This window comes from Halorubrum vacuolatum (assembly GCF_900188065.1).
GTDB classification, from domain to species: Archaea; Halobacteriota; Halobacteria; order Halobacteriales; family Haloferacaceae; genus Halorubrum; species Halorubrum vacuolatum.
The window spans coordinates 98,081-121,885 of record NZ_FZNQ01000002.1; the positions used below are offsets into that span (position 1 = coordinate 98,081).

The 23,805-nt window shown below is 65.9% G+C and carries 21 protein-coding genes and 1 tRNA gene; 11 read left to right on the top strand and 11 right to left on the bottom strand.

Annotation, left to right across the window (positions count from 1 at the left end; all coding sequences use genetic code 11):
• Window positions 1-48: 48 nt before the first annotated feature.
• Entirely contained in the window at window positions 49-975 is a 927-nt protein-coding gene (locus CHB65_RS02895; protein ID WP_089383560.1) for a DMT family transporter, read from the top strand.
• Between the two features lie 24 nt (window positions 976-999).
• On the opposite strand, the gene ilvD is transcribed toward CHB65_RS02895, so the two are convergent.
• On the bottom strand, window positions 1,000-2,784 hold the full coding sequence (gene ilvD / locus CHB65_RS02900) for a dihydroxy-acid dehydratase (protein WP_089383561.1): 1,785 nt from the start codon (window positions 2,782-2,784) through the stop codon (window positions 1,000-1,002).
• Window positions 2,785-2,991: 207 nt separating this feature from the next.
• Between ilvD and CHB65_RS02905 the strand changes: the two genes are divergently transcribed.
• From CHB65_RS02905 to CHB65_RS02925, 5 genes are all read left to right on the top strand, one after another.
• Window positions 2,992-4,452, top strand: a complete 1,461-nt coding sequence (locus tag CHB65_RS02905) for an aspartate aminotransferase family protein (protein WP_089383562.1) — start codon at window positions 2,992-2,994, stop codon at window positions 4,450-4,452.
• A 274-nt stretch (window positions 4,453-4,726) separates the two neighbouring features.
• Window positions 4,727-6,007, top strand: a complete 1,281-nt coding sequence (locus tag CHB65_RS02910) for an amidohydrolase (RefSeq protein ID WP_089383563.1) — start codon at window positions 4,727-4,729, stop codon at window positions 6,005-6,007.
• Window positions 6,008-6,140: 133 nt separating this feature from the next.
• Window positions 6,141-6,788, top strand: a complete 648-nt coding sequence (locus CHB65_RS02915) for a hypothetical protein (protein WP_089383564.1) — start codon at window positions 6,141-6,143, stop codon at window positions 6,786-6,788.
• Window positions 6,789-7,065: 277 nt separating this feature from the next.
• Window positions 7,066-8,835 (top strand): BCCT family transporter, encoded by a 1,770-nt coding sequence (locus CHB65_RS02920; protein WP_089383565.1) that lies wholly within the window; start codon window positions 7,066-7,068, stop codon window positions 8,833-8,835.
• A gap of 68 nt (window positions 8,836-8,903) precedes the next feature.
• Complete coding sequence (locus CHB65_RS02925) at window positions 8,904-10,265, top strand: aminotransferase class III-fold pyridoxal phosphate-dependent enzyme (RefSeq protein ID WP_089383566.1); 1,362 nt, start codon at window positions 8,904-8,906, stop codon at window positions 10,263-10,265.
• A gap of 22 nt (window positions 10,266-10,287) precedes the next feature.
• Here the strand turns inward: CHB65_RS02925 and CHB65_RS02930 are convergent.
• From CHB65_RS02930 to CHB65_RS02940, 3 genes are all read right to left on the bottom strand, one after another.
• Window positions 10,288-10,361: transfer RNA gene (locus CHB65_RS02930), tRNA-Thr, on the bottom strand.
• A gap of 62 nt (window positions 10,362-10,423) precedes the next feature.
• On the bottom strand, window positions 10,424-10,957 hold the full coding sequence (locus tag CHB65_RS02935) for a GNAT family N-acetyltransferase (protein WP_089383567.1): 534 nt from the start codon (window positions 10,955-10,957) through the stop codon (window positions 10,424-10,426).
• An 83-nt stretch (window positions 10,958-11,040) separates the two neighbouring features.
• On the bottom strand, window positions 11,041-11,658 hold the full coding sequence (locus CHB65_RS02940; protein WP_089383568.1) for a CBS domain-containing protein: 618 nt from the start codon (window positions 11,656-11,658) through the stop codon (window positions 11,041-11,043).
• A 131-nt stretch (window positions 11,659-11,789) separates the two neighbouring features.
• On the opposite strand from CHB65_RS02940, the gene udk reads away from it, so the two are divergent.
• On the top strand, window positions 11,790-12,476 hold the full coding sequence (gene udk, locus CHB65_RS02945; protein ID WP_089383569.1) for a uridine kinase: 687 nt from the start codon (window positions 11,790-11,792) through the stop codon (window positions 12,474-12,476).
• A gap of 144 nt (window positions 12,477-12,620) precedes the next feature.
• Here the strand turns inward: udk and CHB65_RS02950 are convergent, their stop codons facing one another.
• From CHB65_RS02950 to CHB65_RS02980, 7 genes are all read right to left on the bottom strand, one after another.
• Window positions 12,621-13,394: an aldo/keto reductase gene (locus CHB65_RS02950; RefSeq protein WP_089383570.1), complete on the bottom strand. Its 774-nt coding sequence runs from the start codon at window positions 13,392-13,394 to the stop codon at window positions 12,621-12,623.
• 50 nt (window positions 13,395-13,444) lie between these two features.
• On the bottom strand, window positions 13,445-14,677 hold the full coding sequence (locus tag CHB65_RS02955; RefSeq protein WP_089383571.1) for an HD domain-containing protein: 1,233 nt from the start codon (window positions 14,675-14,677) through the stop codon (window positions 13,445-13,447).
• Between the two features lie 178 nt (window positions 14,678-14,855).
• Complete coding sequence (locus CHB65_RS02960; protein WP_089383572.1) at window positions 14,856-17,321, bottom strand: GAF domain-containing protein; 2,466 nt, start codon at window positions 17,319-17,321, stop codon at window positions 14,856-14,858.
• Between the two features lie 108 nt (window positions 17,322-17,429).
• The gene (gene pstB / locus CHB65_RS02965) at window positions 17,430-18,344 is read right to left on the bottom strand and encodes a phosphate ABC transporter ATP-binding protein PstB (protein WP_089383573.1); all 915 of its coding nucleotides are present in this window, start codon (window positions 18,342-18,344) and stop codon (window positions 17,430-17,432) included.
• A 3-nt stretch (window positions 18,345-18,347) separates the two neighbouring features.
• The gene (pstA, locus tag CHB65_RS02970) at window positions 18,348-19,337 is read right to left on the bottom strand and encodes a phosphate ABC transporter permease PstA (RefSeq protein ID WP_089383574.1); all 990 of its coding nucleotides are present in this window, start codon (window positions 19,335-19,337) and stop codon (window positions 18,348-18,350) included.
• Window positions 19,334-20,359, bottom strand: a complete 1,026-nt coding sequence (gene pstC, locus CHB65_RS02975; RefSeq protein WP_218818912.1) for a phosphate ABC transporter permease subunit PstC — start codon at window positions 20,357-20,359, stop codon at window positions 19,334-19,336. The genes pstA and pstC overlap by 4 nt, the downstream gene beginning before the upstream one ends.
• Window positions 20,356-21,414 carry a PstS family phosphate ABC transporter substrate-binding protein gene (locus CHB65_RS02980; RefSeq protein ID WP_089383575.1) on the bottom strand — a complete coding sequence of 353 codons (1,059 nt, stop codon included), beginning with the start codon at window positions 21,412-21,414 and terminating at the stop codon, window positions 20,356-20,358. The genes pstC and CHB65_RS02980 overlap by 4 nt, the downstream gene beginning before the upstream one ends.
• Window positions 21,415-21,625: 211 nt before the next feature.
• On the opposite strand from CHB65_RS02980, the gene CHB65_RS02985 reads away from it, so the two are divergent.
• The 4 genes from CHB65_RS02985 to CHB65_RS03000 all read left to right on the top strand — a co-directional run bounded on the left by CHB65_RS02985 (window position 21,626) and on the right by CHB65_RS03000 (window position 23,796).
• Window positions 21,626-22,624, top strand: coding sequence for a phosphate signaling complex PhoU family protein (locus CHB65_RS02985; RefSeq protein WP_089383576.1), 999 nt, complete (start codon window positions 21,626-21,628; stop codon window positions 22,622-22,624).
• Between the two features lie 66 nt (window positions 22,625-22,690).
• Entirely contained in the window at window positions 22,691-23,074 is a 384-nt protein-coding gene (locus tag CHB65_RS02990) for a hypothetical protein (protein ID WP_089383577.1), read from the top strand.
• A gap of 97 nt (window positions 23,075-23,171) precedes the next feature.
• A complete protein-coding gene (locus tag CHB65_RS02995) occupies window positions 23,172-23,456 on the top strand; it encodes a ubiquitin-like small modifier protein 1 (protein ID WP_089383578.1) in 285 nt (94 codons plus the stop codon).
• On the top strand, window positions 23,449-23,796 hold the full coding sequence (locus tag CHB65_RS03000) for a hypothetical protein (protein WP_089383579.1): 348 nt from the start codon (window positions 23,449-23,451) through the stop codon (window positions 23,794-23,796). The genes CHB65_RS02995 and CHB65_RS03000 overlap by 8 nt, the downstream gene beginning before the upstream one ends.
• Window positions 23,797-23,805: the final 9 nt, after the last annotated feature.

Below are 23,805 nucleotides of genomic sequence, written 5' to 3' on the forward strand. Positions count from 1 at the left end.
TTCGACCGGAACGAACATCGATTTATATCCGTGCCGCCTTTCTTGGCTGTGTCACGGTACCGAGACGTCGTCCTCTTTTTTCTGCTCGCGGGGCTGTGGGGCGGGTCGTTCGTCGCCATCGAGGTCGGCCTCGAGTACTATCCACCGGTGCTGTATGCAGCGTATCGGTTTTATCTCGCGGCGGCGTTGCTCGTGACGTACGTCCTCCTCACCGAATCCGGTCCGCTTCCACGGACGCGTGGGGACGCGATGGCCATCCTCTTCAGCGGGGGGCTCTCCGTCGCGGCCAACAACACGTTGCTGTTCGTCGGTCAGCAGTACACGACGAGCGGCATCGCCGCGATCACGTACAGCCTCGTTCCCATCGTCACCGCGGCGGTGGCGGCCCTCTGGGTGGGCGAGTCGAGCCTCGACCTTCGGGGATCGATCGGGGTCGTGCTCGCGTTTCTCGGGGTTGCACTGGTCGCCCAACCGGACCCGGCGAACCTCGCGGGCGGCGTGACGATCGGCGTCGCGCTGATATTCGTGGGCGTGATCGCCGTCTCGATCGGTAGCGTCGGCCTGCGGACCGTGGAGACGAGCTTCTCGAGCGTCGCCCTCACCGGCTGGGCGATGCTGTTCGGCGCGGTGGTCATGCACGCGACGAGCCGCGGCCTCGGGGAGGGACAGCGGCTCCCCGCCACGGAGCTGCCAGCCGTCGTCGCGCTCGTCTTCCTCGGTATCTTCTCCTCGGCGCTCGCATACAGCATCTACTTCACGCTCCTCGGGCGTCTCGGCGCCTTCCAGATCAACTTGGTATCGTACGTCGTTCCCGTCGTCGCCACGGTCGCCGGCGTCGTGCTGCTCGCCGAGCCGGTGACCGCGTTTACGATCCTCGGGTTCCTCGTCATCGTCGCCGGCTTCGGGCTCCTGAAACGACACGCCATCGCCGAGGAGGTCCCGAAGCTGGCGGCGAAAGTCGGCGGGCTGTTCTGACCTTAGTCGCGGGTCACGCCCGGGTCACTCCCGGGTCAACCGCGGATTCGTCACCGCCCCCTCGGAGGCGGAAGCGAAGTCGCGGGCGTACTTCGCGAGCACGCCGCCTTCGTAGGGGGGCTCCGGTTCGCTCCAGTCGTCGGCGCGCTCGGCGATCTCCGCGTCGGTGAGATCGACCGCGAGCGTGCGATCGGGGATGTCGATGACGACGTGATCGCCGTCCGCTAAGATACCGATCGGGCCGCCGACGGCGGCTTCGGGCGCGACGTGGCCGATCATCGGGCCGCGGGTGCCGCCGGAGAAGCGGCCGTCGGTGAGCAGCGCCACGTCGTCCTCGTGACCCGCGCCGACGACGGCCGCGGTGACGCCGAGCATCTCACGCATGCCGGGGCCGCCGCGGGGGCCCTCGTTACGGATCACGATCACGTCACCGGAGTCGACCGCGCCGGTCTGTACGTACTCCATCGCGTCCTCCTCGTTCTCGAAGACGCGCGCGGGCCCCTCATGATGGAACTCGTCGTCGCCGGTCACCTTCAACACGGAGCCGTCGGGCGCGAGGTTGCCCGTGAGGATCTTGATCGCCCCCTCCTCCTCTTTGGGCTCCTCGACGGTGTAGAGGAAGTCGGCCTCGATCGTCTCGTCAGGTGGGAGCGACCCGTCCTCCTCCAAGCGTTCGATCTCCTCGGCGACCGTGTTGCCGGTGACGGTCATGGCGTCGCCGTGGTACAGTCCGGCGTCGAGGAGCCGGCGGATCACGACCGGGACGCCGCCGACCTCGTGGAGGTCGTTCATCACGCGGCTGCCGCCCGGCTGGAGGTCGGCGATCTTCGGGGTGCGTTTCGAGATCGTATCGAACTCCTCGATGTCGAGGTCGACGTCGGCTTCGGCGGCGAGCGCGAGCAGGTGAAGGACCCCGTTCGTCGAGCCGCCGATCGCGGTTTGAAGCGCGATGGCGTTCTCGAACGAGCGTCGGTCGATGATGTCGGAGGGCCGCCGGTCGTTCTCGATACAGTCGAGCACCAGCTCGCCGGCGCGTTCGGCGACCTCGTAGCGCTCGGCGTCCTCGGCCGGCGCGGAGGCGGAGCCGAGCGGCGCGAGCCCGAGCGCCTCGGAGATGGACGCCATCGTGTTCGCGGTGAACATCCCGCCACAGGAGCCCGCCCCCGGGCACGCGTGGCGTTCGAGTTCGTCGAGTTCCTCGCCGCTCATCTCACCCTGCGCGTACGCGCCGACGCCCTCGAACACCTGCACGATGGTGACGTCGCGCCCGTCGTGTTGGCCGGGCATGATCGAGCCGCCGTAGAGGAAGACGGACGGGAGGTCGGTCCGGATCGCGGCCATCATCATGCCGGGAAGGTTCTTGTCGCAGCCGGCGACGGTGACGAGCGCGTCCATGCGCTCGCCGAAGGAGACCAACTCGACCGAGTCGGCGATCAGCTCCCGGGAGATGAGGCTCGCTTTCATCCCCTCGGTTCCCATCGAGATGGCATCGGAGATGGTGACGGTCCCGAACTCGATCGGCATCCCGCCGGCGGCGTCGATCCCGTCGATGGCCGCGGCGGCGACGTCGTCGAGGTGGACGTTACAGGGCGTGATGTCCGCGGCGGGGTTGGGAACGCCGACGATCGGCGAGGCGAGGTCCTCGTCGTCATAACCCATCGCCCGGAACATCGATCGGTGTGGGGCGCGTTCGGCGCCCGCCGTCACGTCGTTGCTCCGCAGGGACGGGTCCTTTTTTCCGACAAACGGCTCGTCCGTCTCCCCGTCGGCCGACGACTCGGCCTCCGATCGGGGGGGCTGTTGGCTCATACTCGCCCGTCGCGCTCACGGTTCTTAAATCGCCGCACCCGGGCAGGGGTTGCAAGCGGCCAGGAGGTATCATCCGTCCCCGACCAGCGGCCGAGTCGATCGGTCGTTTTGGGACCCCCGACCGATCATCACGAAAACGATAATTGTGTACACTATTTTCCGTAATCGTGGATAAGCTATTTATCCGCGTTCGCCGTGGATCTGGGTATGACGGCAGGACCACCGATCGAGGAGATCCACTTCGATGACGCGCCGAACGTCGACGCGGTTCCGGGACCCGAGAGCACGCGGCTCTTGGAAAAACAGGAATCGATCGACAGCGGCGCGGTCGCGTATCCGAACGACATCCCCATCGCCTTCGCGGAGGGGAAGGGGGCGACGCTTCGGGATGCCGACGGCAACACCTTCATCGATATGTTCGCGGGCATCGGCGTCTTAAACGTCGGCCATTCGAACCCGTACGTATTGGAGGCGGTCCACGAACAGACCGACCGGCTGGTTCACACCGTCGACTTCCCGACCGAGGAACGGCTCGAACTCATCGAGAAGCTCGGCGAGATCGTGCCGCCGGGGCTGCGCGGCGAGAGCAAGGTCGTCTTCGGTGGGCCGACCGGCAGCGACGCCGTCGAGGCCGCGATCAAACTCGCGAAGTACAACACCGGCGGAACGGGCCTTATCGCGTTCCGGGGGGCGTATCACGGTGCGACCTCCGGGGCGATGGCGCTCACCTCGAACAAGGGTTTTAAAGACGACTACACCCCGCTCATCCCCGACGTCGTCCACGCCAAATACCCGTCGCCGTACGCCGACCGTCACGAGTCCGGGGATGCGGCGTCGATCTGTTCACGCCCGGCGAGCGAGTGTTGCGGGGCCGTCTCGTGTGCGCGGGCGCTCCGCGAAGTCAAAGAGATCGTCGAGGACCCCTACGGCGGCCTCGCGAACCCCGCGGGCATCTTCGTCGAGCCGATCCAGGGCGAGGGCGGCATCATCGTCCCGCCGGAGGGCTTTTTAAAAGGGCTCCGCGAGATCGCCACCGAGAACGACATCCCGCTCATCTTCGATGAGATCCAGAGCGGATTCGGCCGGACCGGCAAGTGGTGGGGCTGTGAGTGGCACGGCGTCACGCCCGACATCATGACGACGGCGAAGGCGCTCGGCGGGATCGGCTTCCCGCTCTCGGCGACGATCTACCACGAGGACCTCGACACGTGGGGGCCGGGCGGGCACGCCGGCACCTACCGCGGGCACGTCGTCGCGATGAAGGCCGGCTCGCGTGCCATCGAATACATCGAGGAACACGACCTGCTCGCCCACGCCCGCGACCTCGGCGACCATATCCGCGGTCGCCTGGATGCGGTCGCCGCCGGAAACGATCACCTCGGCGACGTACGCGGCAAGGGGCTATTTATCGGCGCGGAGTTCGTCGACGACGACGGCGAGCCGAGCGCCGAGATCGTCAAGGCGATCCAGAAGTACTGTTATGAACACGGCGTCCTCGTCTGGAAGGCCGGCCGGCACAAGAACGTGCTGCGGCTCCTGCCGCCGCTCGTGTTGACCGAGGACCTCGCCGACACGGCGCTCGACGTCATCGTCGAGGCGATCGAACACGCCACGGCCGACCCGGCCGCGATCGTCGGCGGGGCCGGTGGCAGCGAACACACGCTGTAGGCGGGACGGTTCGCCTTTTATCCTCGGTGCGGCGCATCGCCAACCCTTTTATATCCGATACGGCACACCTCGGATCGATCGTCCAGTCATTCAAGATCACCCGCTCAATAGTCATCGAGCAGCGGCTGTTCGATCGGTGTATAAAAACGCTCGGTAGATGGCGGAAGTGATAGCAGCTGTCGTCGTGAGCGTTTGTACGTGATCCCACGGCCTCCCTCCGCTTCCGGCCGACGGGACAGGTTATATACCTCGATGGCATACCGCCGACCGACCGATGTCCCACGACGTGCGCACCCGACTGTCGGCGATCCGCCGGGAGTTCCATCGCCATCCCGAGCCGAGTTGGTGTGAGATCCAAACCACGGCGCGGATCGTCGAGGAACTCTCGCGGATCGGCGTCGATCGGGTCGCCATCGGCCGCGACGCGCTCGCCTCCGATCATCGAATGGCGGTTCCCTCCGAAGAGACGCTCGCGGAATGGCACGACCGGGCGGCGGCAGCGGGCGTCGACGACGACGTGTTGGCGGCGACCGCGGACGGCCACACCGGCTGTGTCGCCGTCGTGGAGCTTGGGGAGGGCCCGACGGTCGGGCTCCGGGTCGACATGGACGCCGTCTCCATGGTCGAATCCGACGAGCCGGGCCATCGACCCGCCGACGAGGGGTTCCGCTCGGAGACGGCGGGTTACATGCACGCCTGCGGCCACGATGCCCACGCCGCGATCGGACTCGGCGTCGTCGAGGCGGTGAAGGCGAGCGACTTCTCGGGGACGTTCAAGTGCTTCTTCCAGCCGGCCGAGGAGGTCGCCGGCGGCGGCAAACCGATGGCCGAGAGCGGACACGTCGACGACGTGGAGTACCTGTTCGCGTGCCATCTCGGGCTGGGCTACCCGACCGGAACCGTCGTCGCGAGCGCGACCGAGCCGCTGGCGATGGCGCACCTCACGGCGACGTTCGAGGGCGCTGCCGCCCACGCCGGGAAGGACCCGAGCGGCGGGACGAACGCGATGCAGGCGATGGCGACGGGCGTCCAGAACGCCTACGGGATCGCCCGCCACGGCGACGGAATGACGCGGGTGAACTTCGGCCGGGTCGCGGGCGGCTCCGCGAGCAACGTCATCGCCGAGGAGATCACCCTCGACGGCGAGGTCCGCGGGGAGACGACCGCGCTCATGGAGTACACCCGTTCGGAACTGGAGCGGATCCTCTATGCGGCCGCGGAGGTCCACGGCTGTGACGTCGTCATTCGCCGAATCAGCGAGTCGATCCGCGTCGATAGCGACCCCGTCCTCGGGGCCCTCGTCGCGGACGTCGCTCGGGGGGTCGACGGCGTCGACTCGGTCGTCCCCGAGGCGCCGCTCGGCGCGAGCGAGGACGTGACCTTCCTCATGAAACACGTCCACGACCGGGGCGGACGGGCCGCTTACGTCATCGTCGGGGGCGACCACCCGACCTCCCATCAGACGCCCACGTTCGATGTCGACGAGCGATCGCTTGGGGTCGCCGTCGAGCTACTCTCATCGGCGATCGTAAACGTCGGAGCGAACCGTCCGTGATTCGTGACCGTCGCGGCGAACCGGCCGTGACCGACGATGACTGGTTCGTTTTCGACATCAATGGGGCTCCATCGCTCTCGCGACCCTTAGATCGACCCCAACAGTTAATCCCGAGAGCGCCCGCCTTCCGGGTATGTCACAGGACGAGGTGCCTCCGGCGCTCGAGACGGCCGCGGACGCCGAGCGGCCGCGCGGGATCTTGACGCCCTCCGACCGGGACTTCCTCCTCGGGCGGAAGACCGACTACACCGAACACTCGAAAAAACAGAAACGCAACCGGATCCGTCGGCGGGTCAGAAACGCGATCCTCGATTTCTCTATCCTCTACGAATGTCTGGAGGACCGGGATCGCCGCACCGTCTTCGACCCGGACGATGCCGACCGCGACGCCTACACCCGGGGGATCACCGATATGCTCGCGTTCCTCCATCTGGGGACGATGGGCTATGTCACCCCGTTTAAAGACATGCTCTCGGAGGGGGTCGCGAAGTCCGAACAGCGGCTCGCGGGCTCGGATTATCGGATGGTCACGGTGGAGTTCAACGTCGAACCGGTCGGACGGATCGACGTCGACGAGGTGATAGCGAAGATCGAAGCCGACGAGTTCGAACGGATCACCGACGAGGAGCTTCGCGCGTTCGTCCGCCTGCTCTCGCTGTCGGGCGAACTCTCCCCGGAGGCCGCTCGTGAGGGGATCAAAGAACGGGTCGACGAGTTCGCAACCGAGATCCGTGACAGTGAGGATCGCCGTGACCGCGCCGTCGAGGAGCTGACGAACTGAACTCCCCGTCACAGCGCGGGCGGACGCAGCATTCCCTTATTTACCCGTGGTATGAACTCGGTGAGCCGCGGGTGCGGCGCTCCATGGCGTTCCTCGGAGTTGATATCGGAGATAGATACACGAAAAATGTGGATCATAACTACAAAATCAGAAACGCTTATGTGTGATAATTTCGAGCACAGTGGTATGGCACAGCAGGGCACGAAATCTGTGCGGGGGAACCGAAAGTCGAGAGGATACCGATCGATAGGCGGCCATTCATTCGGGGTGAGACACGATGGCTGATCGAACGGGCGAAAAGAAGTCGGACGGAACCGTGGCGGGCGACGGCGAACGGGAGGAGACGCCGGGGACGACCGAAGCGGAGCCGTCTTCGGTCGGGGAGGCCTCCACGGAGACGGCTTCGCCGGCAGTCCGAACCGACGGTGGCGCGGAGGCGGGGAGCGAGCTGGGGGCGTTGGGACGGTTCCGCGAGGAGCTCGATCCGGTGGTGTTCCTCTTCGGGGCGGGGCTCACGCTCGGGCTTATTGCCCTCTATTTCATCGACCCCGCGCGGGTCGAGACGGCGATCGGGGTCGCCGACGCGTTCATGCTCGATTACTTCAACTGGGCGCTCCTCGTCATCGTTTTCCTCGTCGTGACCTTCCTCGTGTTCCTCATCCTCGGGCCATGGGGTCGGCTCAGGTTCGGCGATGAGGACCCCGAGTATAGCTTCTTCTCGTTCTTTGCGATGCTGTATTCCGCCGGGTTCGCCGCCGGTGTGGTCTTTTGGGGGCCGACGGAGGCGCTGTTTTATTACGACAACCCATCCCCGCTTTTCACCGTCGAGGGGGGAACCGCCGAGGCGATCCCCATTGCCATCCAGCAGACGCTGTTCCACTGGGCGATCCCCCAACTGGCCGTCTTCACGATCATGGGGATCGCCATCGGCTACTTCGCGTACAACTACGAGGACGTCCCGCTGCGGGTTTCCTCCGCGCTGACGCCGCTTTTGGGCCGTGAGAACCTCGATGGCCCGGTTGCGAAGCTCATCGACGTGCTCGCCGTCTTCGCGACGATCGGCGGCGTCGCGACCTCGCTCGGGTTCATCGGCAGCCAGTTCGTCGAGGGATTGGCCTTCCAGTGGGGCCTCGATCTGGGCACGACCGGGATCATCCTCGTCGTCACCGGCATGACGCTGCTTTTCACCGTCTCGATGGTGCTCGGGGTCGATCGCGGGATCCGGCGGCTCTCGAATTTCAACATGGTGTTGTTCGTCGCGCTCATGCTCGCGACGTTCATCGTCGGCCCGACCGCGTTCCTCGTGCTCGTCGGCACGGAGGCGATCGGCGGGATGTTCAACGACTTCGTCTCGATGAGCCTCTTCACCGGTGCAGGAACCGAGGGCGGCACCGAATGGATGAACGCGTGGACCGTGTTCTACTGGGCGTGGGCGCTCTCGTGGTCACCGTTCGCCGGCCTGTTCATCGCGCGGATCTCGCGCGGCCGAACGGTCCGTGAGGTCGCGTTCACCGGCATCTTCGCCACCTCGGCGGCGACGATCCCGTGGTTCGTCTTCGTCGGCGGCACCGCCGTCTTCTTCCAACACGAGGGGGTCGCCGACTTCAGTCAGGTGATGGCCTTCGAGTTGGGTGCTGAGGTGTCCGGGTTCATCCTCTTCGAGGCGTTCCCGCTCGGCACCGTGTTCATGATCGCCTTTATGATCCTCGTGACGACGTTCTTCGTTACCTCGGCGGACTCCTCCACGCTTGCCGTCTCGATGATGACGACCGGCGGCAAGGCCGTTCCCTCGAACATCAACCGGATCTTCTGGGGGGCGATCCTCGGATTGACCGCGGCGATCCTCATGACGCTCGGTGGGGTCGACGCGCTGCAGTCGGCCGCCATCATCACCGGCGCGCCGTTCGCGTTCGTCTGTCTGCTCGCGATGATCGGGCTCTTGCTCCGATTCTCGAAGGACGGCGAGCCGCTCCTGTTACAGGAGAGCTCGTGGCTCTTCGGCGAACCACCCGAGGAGGATCGGGTCGCGACCGGCGACGACGACTGATCCGTCCACAGCCGTTCGCTGGCTGCCGAGGAGAACATTTTAGGTGACACCGTACACACTTACTGTGTATGGATAGGGATACAGCGGAGCCCGACACCGGGGGGTTACCGGGGCCGAACGCGGCCCGGTGGGTCGAATACCATGGCACACACGCCGCGCCGAGCGAGTACTCCCACGAGTTCGTCTGGGACATCACTCGGGAGGCGGACGGCCCGTTCGTCACCGACGTCGACGGCAACGTGCTGTTGGATTTCACCTGCCACATCGGGGCCGCCCCGCTCGGCTACAACAACCCGAAGGTGCTCGATAAACTCGCCGCGTTCGACCTCGTCGAGCCGATGAAGATCGCGGGTCAGGACCTCTATTTCGGGGCGGGTCCGGACCCCGATGACTCGCTCGTGCCCGGATCCAGCCACCTCATGGAGCGGCTGACCGAGGTCTCCGCCGAATACGGGATGGACACGGTGTTCCTCTCGAACTCCGGCGCGGAGGCCGTCGAGAACGCGATGAAGGTCGCACACGACCACAAGCCCGCCGCGAAGTACGGCTACGCGTTCGGCGGGAGCTTCCACGGGCGAACGCTTGGAACCCTCTCGCTCACCAAATCCAAGGAGGTCTACACCCGCCACTACCCACAGATCGCCGGGATCGAAACCGTGCCGTTCTGTGCGGACCGCACGTGCACCGCCGAGACGTGTGCGTGTGGCTTCCTCTCGGAATCCGGCTCACAGCTCCGACGGTCGCTCTCGCCGGAGGGCGGCCACGTCAACCCCGAGGAGGTAGCGTTCATCGTCCTCGAACCGATCCAGGGCGTCGGCGGCTACCGCTTCCCGAGCGAGGCGTTCATGCGCGAGGTGGGCGCGGTCAGCGACGAGTACGACATCCCGCTCATCGTCGACGAGATCCAGTCCGGGATCGGCCGGACCGGCGAGTTCTGGGCGGCCGACCACTACGACATCGAGCCGGACGTCATCGCCGCGGCGAAGGCGCTCCGCGTGGGCGCGACGGTCTCGCGCTCGGAGCTGTTCCCCGCCGAGAAGAACCGGCTGGGCTCGACGTTCGGCGGCGGGGACCTCCTCGGATCGATGATGGGAACGTTCACCATCGAGGCAATCGAGGAACACGACCTGTTGGCGAACGCGCGGTCGCGCGGACGACAGGCGAAGGAGCTTCTCAGGGATGGCGCACACGACTCGGTCGTCGACGTGCGGGGAAAGGGGCTCATGCTCGCCGTCGAGTTCGACACGCCGGCGCGACGTGATGCGGTCGTCGCGGAGGCGCTGTCCCGCGGGCTGTTGACGTTGGGGTGTGGCAAAAAGACGATCCGGCTGTTGCCGCCGCTCGATTCGACCGAGCGCGAGATCGACTTGGGCGTCTCCATCTTCCTGGAGGCGGTCGAAGCGGCGGGATCGGTCACCGCGACCGCCTGAGCGTGAACGAAGCGGGTTCGGAAGCCAGAGCGGGGATTTGAACCCCGGAAGTCTCGATTACAAGTCGAGTGCATGAACCGCCCATGCTCCTCTGGCGCGGACGGTGCTACTCGGTGCACCTTTGAGAGGGTATCGTTTTTCATCGTCCCGTCGATCGGTCAGCCGCCGTCCGGGGCGCCGTCATCGTCGTTTTCGCCCGCCGTCCCGTCTGGGTCCACGGTTTCGACGTCCTTCGTATACGTCACCCGGTGAGGAGCGTAGCCGCGTGTCCGGTAGAACGCCCGAGCCCGTTCGTTTTCCGCCATCGCTTCGAGCGTGATTGTCGTCGCGCCGGCACCGTGAAGCGCCCGTTCGGCGGCATCGAGGAGCCGGGACCCGATGCCCTCGCCACGGCGCTCGGGGACGACGAAGAGGTTGGTGACGGTCCCACGTGTCCGTTCGCGTTCGTAGCGTCCGTGATCGAGCGAGAAGCTCACGAACCCGAGGAGGTCATCGCTCTCGCGGGCGAGCAGCAACTCTCCCGCGACGGCGGCCTGCGCGAAGGAATCCCGCACGACCGCCCGGTTTGCCGCCCCGAGCAGCTCCGATCCGTGTGTTCGCTGGTCGCGGACAAGTTCGACCCACAGGTCCGCGACGACGTCGACATCCGCGGGCTGCGCCGGAACCAGATGGACCGTGTTCTCGGCCGCCATGGTTGCCCTTCGCGTCGGCGGATGTTGAGCCTGCCGGCCGGGAAGCACCAGAGAATGACGAGCAGCGAGATTTCTTCCGGAACTCAGACCCCTCGACAGGCCGGACAGACTGCCTGGCCGTTCGAGTTGGCCAGCGAGGAGGTAAGCGATCCACACATCTCACAGACGCCCTGTGAGACCGGTTCCGCGGCGTTCGTTTCATCGGCGGCCATCGTCGTCGACATGGATCGCTCCTCGCGCTGACCGCCCGGCATCTCGTTGGCTTCCATGCCAGCGGGATCGACGCCGATTCCGAAGTCGCGCTCGGGGTCGCGCGGATCCGCCTCACGTGCTATCTCCGCCGCAAGGGCATCGTGTTCGGTGACGACGCCCACAGCCTCGCCGTCGTCGATGACCACGAGCCGACTCACGCCCTCGGCGACGAGCCGTTCGCGGGCGACCGACAACGGGTCCGCCGGCGTGACGGTCGGAAGCGGATCCCGCATGACCGCGTCGACGGTCGCGTCGTCGTGGCCGTTGAGGACCGCGGCGAGCGCGTCCCGCGCCTCCAAACAGCCGATCGGCTCGGATCCACGCACGACGATCAGACAGTCGGTCCCTTCGTCGATCAGCAGCTCCGCCGCGTCCGGGAGCGCGTCCGATTCGCTCACCCCCAGAAACTCCCTATGCATCACGTCCCGGACCATGGTATCGGTACGCATACTCTTGCGTTCCACACGGAGGGTGTAAAAGCTGCCCCCGTCATTATTATACCCCTACAGAATCTACAATACGGATCGGATTTTCGGGGAGAAGGGGAGGGTTGAAAGGGTCGGCCGCCGGAGGTCACGACATGTCCACCCCCTCGTTCGTGATCGGCATCGCGGGCGGGACCGGAGCCGGCAAGACCACCATCTCCCGGCTCGTGACGCGAAACGTCGAGGACGCGGTCACCCGGATCCCGCTCGATAACTACTACGTTGACCGTTCGGACCTGACCTTCGAGCGGCGGCGTGAGCTTAACTACGACCACCCCGACGCATTCGAGTGGGATCTCCTTCACACACATCTCGAGACCCTGGTTTCCGGCCAGCCGATCGAGATGCCGCAGTACGATTTCGAGACCCACGATCGAACGTCCGAGCGAGTGAGGGTCGAGCCGACCGAGGTCATCGTCCTCGAGGGTATCCTTGCGCTGTATGACGCCGATATCCGCGGGCTGCTCGATCTCAAGGTCTATGTGGAGACGGACGCGGACGTGCGCATCCTCCGTCGCATCCGGCGGGATGTCGGTGACCGCGGTCGCGATCTCGACGGCGTCATCGATCAGTACCTCTCGACGGTCAAACCGATGCACGAACGGTTCATCGAGCCATCGAAGCGACACGCGGACCTGATCATCCCCGAGGGGGCAAACAGCGTCGCCGTCGATCTCCTCGCGGGAAAGCTTCGCATGGAGATCGAAGACAGCGGCGACGGGGATCGGGATACCGAAGCGACGAGCATCGAGTCGCCGATCGGCGGCGACGGATCGTCGTAGACGCTCCCTCGGCGACGCCCCCGCTCACTCCCTCGGCGACGCCCCCGCTCACTCCCTCGGCGACGCCCCCGCTCACTCCCTCGACGACGCCCCCGCTCACTCCCTCGGCGACGCCCCCGCCCACTCGCTCGGCGACGCCCCCGCTCACTCCGGGTACAGCTCCACCGTTCGTTCGATCGAATCGATCGCGTCGATCTCCTCGGGCCGCAACGTCAGATCGGTCGCAGCGAGGTTCGCCCGGAGGTGTGGCTCGCTCGACGCCTTCGGGATGGCGACGGTCGGCTCCTTCGAGCGAACCCACGCGAGCGAGACCGTCGCCGGTGAGACGCCGTGGCGGTCCGCGATGTCGACGAGGGCGTCGACGCTCCCCGCCTCCCCGCCCGCAAGCGGCGAGTACGCGACGACCGTGTAGCCGTGCTTGCGGGCATGTTCGAGAAGCTCCGGTCGGTACCAGAGCGGATGCAGCTCCGTCTGGTGGGCCGCAAGCGTGAGCCCGCGGTCCGCGAGGGTCTCGATCGCCGCATCCAGTTCCGCGGGTTCGAAGTTCGAGACGCCGACCGCGTCGATGAGCCCCTCCTCGTGGAGGTCCGCTAGCGCACCGATCGTCTCAACCGGGTCGTATGGCTCGTACGGCCGGTGGACGTACAGGAGGTCGATCTCCTCGACGTCCAATCGCGCGGCGCTCCGACGTGCCGCGGGCGCGACGTCCTCGCGTGCGAGGTCATCGACCCAGAGCTTGGTGGCGAGCGTCACCTCGTCGCGATCGACGGCGCTCCTCGCGAGCCCCTCGCCGACGACGGCCTCGTTGTCGTAGATCCGTGCCGTATCGAGATGGCGATAGCCGAGTTCGAGCGCGAGCGAGACCGTCTCGGGGTCGTCGATCCCCATCGTGCCGAGGCCGACCGGCGGTAGATCCATATCGGGCGATCTGCGTGGCGTATATAAATAGCGTCGACCGTGATTGTATCCTACTCGAACTCGTCGAGCGTCGTCGGCATCCGTCCGCGGACCTCGCTGACGAGCCCGTCCGGTTCGATCCCGAGCACCGCGGCTGCGGCCCGCCCGACGCGCTCGGTGTCGCCAGCGGGGGTATATACCCCGAGTCGCCACTGGTTCCGCTGGACGGTTCGGAGGGCCTTGACCAGCGGCGACTGCCGTTCGAGCCGCCTGAGTTCCCCGTTGACGGTCACGCGCGCGGTCGACTCGCGCATCGACGGCTCCGGTGGGACGTCGAGGATCACCCGCCCCGGCGCCACGCCGGCCTCCTCGGCGATCTCCCGCTCCAACTCGCGCTCCTCCTCCCGGTCCGCCTCGTGGACGGCTTCGGGCACGTCGTCGTACTCCGCCCACACCGAGCGCTTGTAGAGGTCGCGCTCGTCGTATCGGCGCGCGATCGCGGCCGTCTCCTCGCTCGTTCGAAGCGCGACGAGGAAGTCCGCATCGTCCATCCGGCGTAACCGCTCGGCGGTGAAGCCCGTCTCATCGAGCAGCCGCCGCGCACCGCGGCGCAACATCGCCTTCGAGATCCGGGCGACGTGGTGTGTGTAGACGACCGGATTCATAAGCGCCCGCGCCAGAAGCAGGCTCTCGGCCGTCTGAACGTTCCCCTCATCGAGCACGAGCCGCGGGGAACCGTCGTCGTCGGTGAACGTCAGCTCGCGAACGAACCGCTCGGTGTCGATCGTGCCGTACGGCACGCCGGTGTGATAGGCGTCGCGAACGAGGTAGTCCATCCGATCCACGTCGAGCTCGCCGGAGACGAGCCCGGCATAGGGAGCCTCGCCGGCGACGATATCGGCGATCCGTCGGGGATCGAGGTCGTGATCACGGAGGACTTCGCCGACCGATCCGCTCGCGAGGAGCTCCTCCACGTCGTCGTGATACTTCCCGGTTCGACGGTGTGTCAACGCTTCGAGGTTGTGGCTAAAGGGGCCGTGGCCGACGTCGTGGAGGATCGCGGCGGCCTCGATCCGGTCGGCGTTTCGCCCGTCGATGCCGAGGTGTTCGAGCGCTCGGCTCGCGAGGTGATAGACCCCGACGCTGTGTTCAAATCGCGTGTGGTTCGCCGAGGGATAGACGAGTTGGACGGTGCCGAGCTGCGAGACGCCCCGGAGCCGCTGGACCGTCGGCGTATCGAGGAGGTCGGCGGCGACGCCGTCGATCTCGATGTGATCGTGAACGGTGTCTTTTATCGTTATCATAGGACCGCTTCGTCGGCATCGGATAAAAACGACGGGAGCGACGAGGCGAGGAACGCGGTCGAACCGTAACAAGCGGTGGGCCGCCGGGCGAGGGCTACGGGCGCACGGTCGACCGCTTGTTCCTCGGTGCACCGCGATCGACCCGACTCACCCGTGAACGCCGCACCGACCCTCGAAGTTAGCCGGTCAGAACGGTGAATCGAGCGCCGTCGTCGTTCTCCACGGACAGCTCCCAGCCATGGGCCGTCACGATCTGATGAACGATCGCCAGCCCGAATCCCGTCCCTCGTGTCCGACTACTCACGCCGTGTTCCATCGCCCGCTCGGGGTCCATCTCGAAGCCCGGTCCGTCGTCGGCGACGACGAACCCGTCCTCGCTCGCGGAAACCGTTACCGTGACGTCGTCGCCGGCGTGCTCGACGGCGTTTCGAAAGAGGTTCTCGAAGAGGGTACGAACCCGCTCCGGGTCCGCACGAACGACCGCGTCCGCCGTCTCGGTGTGTAAGGTGGCATCGTGGGTGGGCACGGTCGCCCAAGCGGCGGCCGTCACCTCGTCGAGCCAGACTCGCTCGAGGGTATCGACCGCCCGGCCCTCACGTGCCAGCGTAAGGAGGTCATCGATGAGTCCCGCCATTCGACCGTGTGCGTCAGCGACCTGATCGAGGTGGTGGATCGTGTCAGGATCATCGATCCGGTCCTGGGCGATAGCGAGCCGTCCCGTGGCCACGTTGAGCGGATTTCGGAGGTCGTGTGAGACGATACCCGTGAACGACTCCAGCCGTTCGACCTCACGTTTGAGCGCGGAGTCACGCTCCCGGAGCCGTTCGATCTGTTCGGCTCTATCGAGCGCAACGGTGACGTTCGCACCGAGCAACCGGGCGAGTTGGACGTCCGTCTCGTCGAAATATGAGGGCTCTTCCGAACCCAACAGGAGGACCCCATGCGTGCCGAGCGGCACGACCACGAGGCTCCGGAGCGCGCCGTAGCCGATCGCCGTTTCCACCGCATCGAGGTCGCTTACGACGGCAAGCTCGTCGCCCTCAAACGCGTCCCAGATCAGCCCATCGCCGGGGCCGAACGGCGGTCGCTCGCCGATGGCCGCCGTGGCCTCACGACTTATCGCCGTGGGCTTCAACGCCTCCGTGGACGGGTCGTACAGGCGAACGCCGCTGTTCGGGAAGTCGATGATATCGACGGCCGCTCGGGTTGCAACGTGAGCGACGCCCGTTCGATCCTCCTCTAAAAACATCCGTCGGGTCACCTCATGGAGGCCACGGAGGGTCCGCTCGATGCGTTTTTGTTCGTCGATATCCGCATACATCGCGTAGACGAGCGCACCCTCCCGGCGCAGCGTGGGGATCACATGAACCAGGAACTCTCGGGAGCCATCGACTGTTCGTCGCTTGACTTCGGCCCGTACCGGCTCCTCACCCTCGGCGACCTCCGTTGGATGGACCCGCTCGGTCCCCTCCGGCACGATCCGATCGAACGTCTCGCGATACGAATCCTCGCCCGCGGCGGCCCCGAACGTCTCCTCGAAGGCGTCGTTGGTGGCATCGAACCGCCGGTCGCCCGCTTGGTCGATCACGATCCGGGCGATGGGAAGCGGGACGTTCTCGAACAGCGCGGCGAGCCGATCGCGGCCGGCGCGGAGCTCCGCCTCCGTCCGTATCCGCTCGATGGCGTCGCGCGCGTGTGAACAGACGAGTTCGGCGAACTCGACGTCACGATCGTCGAACTCACCATATCCGGCTGAAACCGCCTGAAACCCACCATACGAGCCGATCGGGACGCTGATCGCGGACCGAAAGTCGTCGGAGACGGGATCGGCAGCGCTCGCTCCCTCGCTTGCTTCATCCGCGTCGAGGTCATCGATGACGAACGTTCGCTCCTCCGCGACCGTCCTCCCGAGCGCTCCCTCCCCCAGTTTGAACGTCCGAACGTCGTCGGGGGTGACCGACGCGGACCGTACGGCGGGGACGATGACGTCCCCCTCCCGACGTGCGGTCATACTGCGGTCGAATTCGAGGATCTCCTCGCTGGCGTCGACGACTCGCTCGAACACCTCCTCGACCGATTCGGCGCTCGACAACTCCGTCACAAAATCGTGGATCGCGGTGACTTTCCTGTTCGTCTCGGTGAGTTCGATCTCCGCGTGTCGCTGCTGGAGCGCATTCGCCACACGGTTGGCGAGGACCTCGTACTGATCGGGACCGACGCGTTTCTGTAGGTAGTCGGTGACGCCCGCAGAGATGGCCTCGCTCGCGATCTCCTCGCTTCCTTTCCCCGTGAACAGGATGAACGGGATCTCCCCTTCCGTCTCACGAACCTCACGGAGGAGTTTCAGGCCGTTCCGACCCGGCATGTCGTAATCGCTCACGATACAGTCGACGGGTTCAAGATCGAGGTGGTCGATGGCCGCATCGGCGCTCGTTACCGTCGCCGTCTCGATGTCGGTGAGGAGCCGTTCGAGATATGTCGCCGCGAGATCCGCCGCGTCGGGCTCGTCGTCGACGATCAGGATCCGGCTCGTTTGAAACCCAGAGGCTCGTCGACGCTGCTCCCCAGTCGCCTCGACAGGGGATACCGATGACTCATCGGGGTCGTCTCCCTCGCCGGGGGCAGCACGACGACTGGGGTCCATAGGATAACGATTACCCCGGGGAATGTCAACGTTTCGTGCCGGTATCAGGTATACTATTGGACCCCCATCAGATCGACGAATAGTGGGCGAATCGGAGTCGAACCCCGGCTACCCGAACTTTCCGGTGATGTAATCTTCGACCCGCTGGTTCTCCGGGTTCTCGAAGATCCGATCCGTATCGCCGAACTCGACGAGCTTGCCGCCGGTGAGGAAGACGGCCGTCTTATCCGAGATGCGGGCGGCCTGCTGCATGTTGTGGGTGACGATCACGACCGTGTACTGTGCGGCGAGCTCGTCGATCAGGTCCTCCACCTTCGCCGTCGCCACCGGGTCGAGCGCGCTCGCCGGCTCGTCCATGAGGATAACCTCGGGATCGGGCGCGATGGCACGGGCGATACAGAGCCGCTGTTGTTGGCCGCCGGAGAGGTCGAGCCCCGAGGAGTCGAGTTGGCCTTTCACTTCCTCCCACAGCGCCGCGCCGCGAAGCGCCTCCTCGACGCGGGCGTCCATGTCGCCATCGAAGCCCTGGATCTTCAACCCATACGCGACGTTGTCGTAGATCGATTTGGGGAACGGGTTCGGTTTTTGAAACACCATCCCGACGCGGCGCCGTAACGCCACCGGGTCCACGTCCTCGTCGTAGACGTTCTTGCCGCGGAACCGGAGTTCGCCGCCGACGCGGGCGGCATCGACCATGTCGTTCATCCGGTTGAGACATCGGAGGAACGTCGACTTTCCACAGCCGGACGGGCCGATGATCGCCGTCACCTCGCGTTCGGGGAGCCGGACGTTTACGGGCTGGAGCGCCTGTACGTCCCCGTAATGGACCGTCAGATCTTTCGCCTCGATGACGGTGTCAGTCTCGGGGATCTCCTGTATCGATGGGGTCGTCTCCGCGACCTGCCCGCCGTCGGTTCGGAGTGAGCCCTCGGTTCGGCGTGGGCCGTCGGTGGCCGTCGGTGCGGTGTTCCTCCTCGGAGTGGGAGCGGTCACGTCGTCGTCCGTCGGTGTGTCTTCGGGCATGGATTATCGGGTCTCGTACTTGTTGCGGATCAGGATCGCGGTCACGTTCATCAATAAAAGGACGGTGAGCAACACGACGATGCCGGCGGCGGCGACGTGCTGAAACTCCGCCTCGGGGAGCCGTGCCCAGTCGAAGATCTGCATCGGCATCGCCGCGAACGAGCCGAACAGATCCGGCACGGGAACGCCGCTTACCTCGCGGACCGGCGCGACGAACATCGAGGTCGCCGCGCCGACCATGATGAGCGGGGCGGTCTCGCCGATCGCCCGCGAGAGCGAGAGGATCGTCCCGGTCATGATCCCCGGCAGCGCCGCGGGGAGGACGACGTCCCGGACGACCTCCCAATCGGTCGCGCCGACGCCGTAGGCAGCCTCGCGCTGGGAGTCCGGCACCGCTCGGAGCGCCTCCTGTGCGGAGACGATCACGATGGGTAAAATAAGAAGCGTCAGGGTCAACGCGCCGGCGAGCAGGCTCTCGCCGAAGCCGACGGCGCGGACGAACACCGCGAGTCCGAGGAGCCCGTAGACGATCGATGGGACGCCCGCGAGGTTGGCGATGTTCGCCTCGATGAAGCTCTTCAGCCGCGACTCTGCGGCGTACTCCTCCAAGTAGATCGCCGCGCCGACGCCGATGAACATGGTGAAGACGGCCGTCAGCGCGATGAGGAGGATGGAGCCGATGAGGGCGGGATAGATCCCCGCGCCGCGGCCGCCCGGGTAGTAATTCTCGATGAATCGCGAGGGTGGATAGGTGAGGAAATCGAGCGTCACCCAGCCCCAGGCCTCATAGAGCACGTCACCGATCAGCGCGACCAGCGCGACGATGCCGACGAGCGTCGAGGCGAAACAGATCCCGACGAACACCCGGCCGAGCCGCTGTTTGCGCTCGATGTTGCCGCCGACGGAGGCGAAGGGATCCCCGCCATCGGCGCGAACGTCTCCGTCATTATCGCCCCCGACGTTTCCGTCCCCATCGCGTTCGGACCCAGTCATCGGTACGCCTCCCGATAGCGACCCTTCACCCACAGGCTCAACAGGTTCATCGCGAGCGTCATCACGAACAACACCAACCCGACCGCGAAGAGGCTCTGATAGCCGATCGATCCCACGGAGACGTCGCTGATCCCGACCTGCACCATGTAGGCGGTCATCGTCTGTATCGGCTCAAGCGGGTTGAGCGTGATGTTCGGCTGCATCCCGACCGCAAGCGTCACCGCCATCGTCTCGCCGATCGCCCGCGAGATGGCGAGGATGTAGGAGGCGAGCACGCCCGAGAGCGACGCGGGGACGACGACGTCCGTCGACACCTCGAACTTGGTCGCGCCGAGACCGTAGGCGGCGTTTCGGAGGTCATCGGGGACGGCCGACATGGCGTCCTCCGAAAGCGAGGAGACCATCGGGATGATCATGACCCCGACGACGATCGCGCCGGCAGCGGCGTTGAACGTCCCCGTCTCCGGGAAGAACCGTTGAATTATCGGGGTAATGAACGAAAGCGCGAAGAACCCGTAGACGATGGTGGGGATCCCCGCGAGCACTTCGAGGGTTGGCTTTATCACCTTCCGGACACGCCGGTCGGCGTACTCCGAGAGGTAGATCGCCGTCGCGGTCCCGATGGGCAGCGCGATGAGCGCCGAGCCGACGACGATGATCATCGTCCCCCACAGGAGCGGGATGACGCCGTACGACCGCGGGCGGATGATCGGCGACCAGTCCGTTCCGAAGAGGAACTCCCGTACCGTGACCTGCACGCCGAGCCCGGAGCGGGCGGCGGCCCACGCCTCGGCGGGACCACCGGAGAGGAGTCCGCCGAGGATACCCGAAAGCAATCCAAGGAGCGTCTCCTCGCGGAAGAAGCCGAGCGCACCGTCTACGAGGACGACGATGATCCCGAAGGTCGTCAACACGGTGATCAGCGCGCAGGTAAAAAAGACCGCCCGGACCGCGAGGTTCTTCGCGGCCGGGATGTCGGAGCCCGCCCGCGTGAGGTCGACCGCGCCGCTCGCGTCGCTCATTGCGGTTCCTCCTCGACCGTCTCGATCGCTTCCGCCAGCTTCTCACGACCCGCCTCGACGGTCTCGTCGGGGATCCCATAAAATCCGACCCGCCGGGCGGCCCACTGCGTCCATGTCAGTGTTTCGTCCCCCTCGACCACCGAGTCGTCCGCGTCGTCGTCGATCTCCTCGAAGTAGAACTCGGCGAAGGCCCGCACCTCCGGCCGTGCCAGCGCCGGAACGCTCACATAGAGGAGCATCGCCCGTGAGAGGGGCGTGTACTCGCCGCTTTCTATCGTCTCGCGGGTCGGACGCACGCCGTCGTTGTCGTCGTCGACGGCGACGAGTTTGAGCTCGTCTTCGTTCTCGTAGTAGTAGCCCGCCCCGCCGAACCCGAGCGCGTACCGGTCGCCACGGACGCCGCGGACGATGACGTTCGTGTCGGCGCTCGCGGAGTAGTCCGAGCGAATGTTCCCGACCTCCCCGTTTATGGCTTGGGTGAAATAATCGAACGTCCCCGAGGCCGGATCGCGACCGTACAGCGAGATCGACTCGTCGCCCCACGGTTCGTCGGCCCACTCCTCACGGAGGTCACCCCACGTCTCGACGTCGGACCCGGAGCGCCAGAGCCGATGGATCTCCTCGACGGTCAGCGTGTCACACCAGTGGTTGTCCGGATGGACCCAGATGGCGACCCCGTCGAGGGCGGTTTCGAGTTCGAGGTACTCGACGTCGTTGTCGCCACATATCGCCTCCTCGTCCTCGACGATCTCGCGGCTGGCGTTCTGAAAGTCCGTGTCCCCGCTGCAAAACCGCTGGAATCCCGCGCCGGTTCCCGAACCCCGAACGGGGATCTGGACGCGGTTGTTACGCCACTGGAACTCCTCCGCGACTGCCGCCCCGTGCGGTAACAGGGTGTTGCTTCCGTCGACAACGACTCGGCCCTCCAACCCACGTTCACCCGCCTCGCCGCGCACGAGACAGCCGGAGAGGGCGACCGCGGCCCCGCCCGCCGCCGCCAGATAGGCCCGTCGGGAGAGTCTCCCAAGGCCCTCACCGGTGGTGTCGCGTTCCATCGTCTTAATCGTGGGATCCTGGGGACTAAATACGCTACTATAATTACTATATAGTACTAAATAGTAGTATGGCGGGTTCGCCCACTGGATCTGGGACGATGATTTATTCGCGAGTATCGGGCGTCTACCGGGCTACTGCTTGACGATCATGGTCAATACGAGAGTATATATTTTGCACACGTTTAACATACGTGCGCCTCGAAGGATGACTATGGAGACGCGGAAGGTGCAAGTCACCGGCGGCTCGACGTACACCGTTTCGATCCCGAAGTCGTGGGCGACGGAGAACGACGTCGGCGCGGGTACCGAAGTCGAGTTCTATCCGGACGGCGATTCGCTGTTTCTCACCCCACGGACCGACGAGGAGCGAACGCGGGGGACCCTCGACATCACGGATCTGCGGGGACAGGAGCTCACTCGTGCCGTGACCACGATGTACGTAAGCGGGTTCGACGTCATCGTGTTGGAGGGATCGGAGATCGCCGCCGAACAGCGCTCGACGATCCGGGAGGTCGTCCAGAGCCTCGTCGGGTTGGAGGTGTTAGAGGAGACGCGCGACCGGGTCGTGATCCGCGATCTGCTCGACTCCTCGGAGCTGTCGATACACAACGCCGTCACGCGGATGCGGCTGATCTCGCTGTCGATGCTCGCCGACGCGATCACCGCCCTCTCGGAACTCGATCACGACCTCGCCCGTGACGTGATCGGACGGGATGACGATCTCGACCGCCTCTGGCTCGTCGTCTCGCGCATCTTCCGCGCCACGCTGCGCACGCCGAAGGCGGCCGAGGAGCTCGGGTTGCCCCGCGAGGAGTGTTTCGATTATCACTCGAGCGCACGGCAACTGGAACGCGTCGGCGATCACGCGACGAAGATCGCCTATCTCACGCTGAGCTTCGAGGAGCCGCTCCCTGAGACCGTCATCGCCGCCATCGAGGACCTCCACGAGGACGCCGTGGAGGTGATCGACTCCGCGATGGACGCGCTCTTGGAGGACGACACGGACGCGGCGGGTCGGCAGGCCAACGTCGCCCGTGCCGGGGTCCGGGCGATCGACGAGCGGGTCCGTGCCATCGACGAACTGCTTCGCGACCTCGATCCCGCCCGCGCCCAACTGCTCGGGCTGGTCGTCGACTCGGTGCTCAGATCGGCCGATTACGGTGGAAACATCGCCGAAACCGCGTTGCAGAAGGCCGCCCCGACGCCATAGGCGTTTCGCGCAGTTGTCCGTGGGGTCGCGCCGCCCTTTTTGTGCCCGCCGTTCCTCGATCGGGGTATGCCGGAGATATCCCTCGGGATCCCGAAGGGGGTCATCGAGTCGCTCCCGGAGGAGGACGGAACCGCCGAACAGGACATGCGTCGAGCGATCGTGGGGATCCAGACGCGGCTCAACGAGGAGATCGAGGCGACGGATCCCGCGGAGGCCGCGCCGGTCGTCGTCGACGCCATGGAGCGGATGGAAGCACAGGCCGAGACGTATCACGAGTTCGTCCCGGAGCTTCGCGCGTGGGGGCAGTCGCCCATCTACGCCATCGCCTGGCGAAACCTCTATATCGAACTCATCGGCCAGCTGGCGGAACACGAGTGGCTCGCCGAGGAGATCGACCGCGAACGGCTGTATCGCGTCGTCGACGACGGCATCCGGCTCTCGGATCTATAAGCAGGGAGGACAGCCCGCTCGTGCTCGCCACGGGATCGCCGTCATCCCACCGGGCGATGGCGACCGCTTTTAAGTGACTCGGCCGCGACGTCCGAGCATGGAACTGGAGCTACGGTTCTTCGCGACGTTTCGCGAGGCCGTCGGGACCAAGACGCTCCCGTACGAGACCGCGGACGGGGCGACCGTCGGCGACGTTCTCCGCGACCTCGAGGCCGAATACGCCGACCTCGAGGATCGCCTGATCGTCGACGGCGGGCTCGCGCCACACATCAACGTCTTAAAAAACGGCCGCGAGGTGCTCCATCTCGACGGGCTGGAGACGTCGCTCGCGGACGGGGACCGTCTCGCGGTGTTCCCGCCGGTCGCGGGTGGCGATGAGTAATCCAAATGGAAACGGCGGCGACGACGACGCCGACACCGCCACCCTCCCCCCGACGGAGCCCGGGTGGGTCCGTGAGGAGCGTGCCTATCGCGGGATCTCCCGGCGGCTCGCCGCCCACTACCTCCGAAACCTCGGCGGGACCCTCGTCGACGCCGACGACCCCGCGGAGGCGACCCGCGTCGAGGGTGATGGGTGGCGCGCGGGCCTTCGGACCGAGCCGGTTCACGTCGCCGGCTCCATCACGCTCACCGAGGTAACGGTGGCGTTCACGGGTGAACCGGCCGTCATCGAGGAGCTGATCCCGCGATTTAAACGCAAGGCCATGCGGGCCGGCGGGTGAGCCGTCGAC

Bases quoted from the DNA above. Each gene is read 5' to 3' on its own strand.
- ilvD (WP_089383561.1), bottom strand. From the start codon at position 2,784: ATGAGCCAACAGCCCCCCCGATCGGAGGCCGAGTCGTCGGCCGACGGG.
- CHB65_RS02905 (WP_089383562.1), top strand. From the start codon at position 2,992: ATGACGGCAGGACCACCGATCGAGGAGATCCACTTCGATGACGCGCCG.
- CHB65_RS02910 (WP_089383563.1), top strand. From the start codon at position 4,727: ATGTCCCACGACGTGCGCACCCGACTGTCGGCGATCCGCCGGGAGTTC.
- CHB65_RS02915 (WP_089383564.1), top strand. From the start codon at position 6,141: ATGTCACAGGACGAGGTGCCTCCGGCGCTCGAGACGGCCGCGGACGCC.
- CHB65_RS02920 (WP_089383565.1), top strand. From the start codon at position 7,066: ATGGCTGATCGAACGGGCGAAAAGAAGTCGGACGGAACCGTGGCGGGC.
- CHB65_RS02925 (WP_089383566.1), top strand. From the start codon at position 8,904: ATGGATAGGGATACAGCGGAGCCCGACACCGGGGGGTTACCGGGGCCG.
- CHB65_RS02935 (WP_089383567.1), bottom strand. From the start codon at position 10,957: ATGGCGGCCGAGAACACGGTCCATCTGGTTCCGGCGCAGCCCGCGGAT.
- CHB65_RS02940 (WP_089383568.1), bottom strand. From the start codon at position 11,658: ATGCGTACCGATACCATGGTCCGGGACGTGATGCATAGGGAGTTTCTG.
- udk (WP_089383569.1), top strand. From the start codon at position 11,790: ATGTCCACCCCCTCGTTCGTGATCGGCATCGCGGGCGGGACCGGAGCC.
- CHB65_RS02950 (WP_089383570.1), bottom strand. From the start codon at position 13,394: ATGGATCTACCGCCGGTCGGCCTCGGCACGATGGGGATCGACGACCCC.
- CHB65_RS02955 (WP_089383571.1), bottom strand. From the start codon at position 14,677: ATGATAACGATAAAAGACACCGTTCACGATCACATCGAGATCGACGGC.
- CHB65_RS02960 (WP_089383572.1), bottom strand. From the start codon at position 17,321: ATGGACCCCAGTCGTCGTGCTGCCCCCGGCGAGGGAGACGACCCCGAT.
- pstB (WP_089383573.1), bottom strand. From the start codon at position 18,344: ATGCCCGAAGACACACCGACGGACGACGACGTGACCGCTCCCACTCCG.
- pstA (WP_089383574.1), bottom strand. From the start codon at position 19,337: ATGACTGGGTCCGAACGCGATGGGGACGGAAACGTCGGGGGCGATAAT.
- pstC (WP_218818912.1), bottom strand. From the start codon at position 20,359: ATGAGCGACGCGAGCGGCGCGGTCGACCTCACGCGGGCGGGCTCCGAC.
- CHB65_RS02980 (WP_089383575.1), bottom strand. From the start codon at position 21,414: ATGGAACGCGACACCACCGGTGAGGGCCTTGGGAGACTCTCCCGACGG.
- CHB65_RS02985 (WP_089383576.1), top strand. From the start codon at position 21,626: ATGGAGACGCGGAAGGTGCAAGTCACCGGCGGCTCGACGTACACCGTT.
- CHB65_RS02990 (WP_089383577.1), top strand. From the start codon at position 22,691: ATGCCGGAGATATCCCTCGGGATCCCGAAGGGGGTCATCGAGTCGCTC.
- CHB65_RS02995 (WP_089383578.1), top strand. From the start codon at position 23,172: ATGGAACTGGAGCTACGGTTCTTCGCGACGTTTCGCGAGGCCGTCGGG.
- CHB65_RS03000 (WP_089383579.1), top strand. From the start codon at position 23,449: ATGAGTAATCCAAATGGAAACGGCGGCGACGACGACGCCGACACCGCC.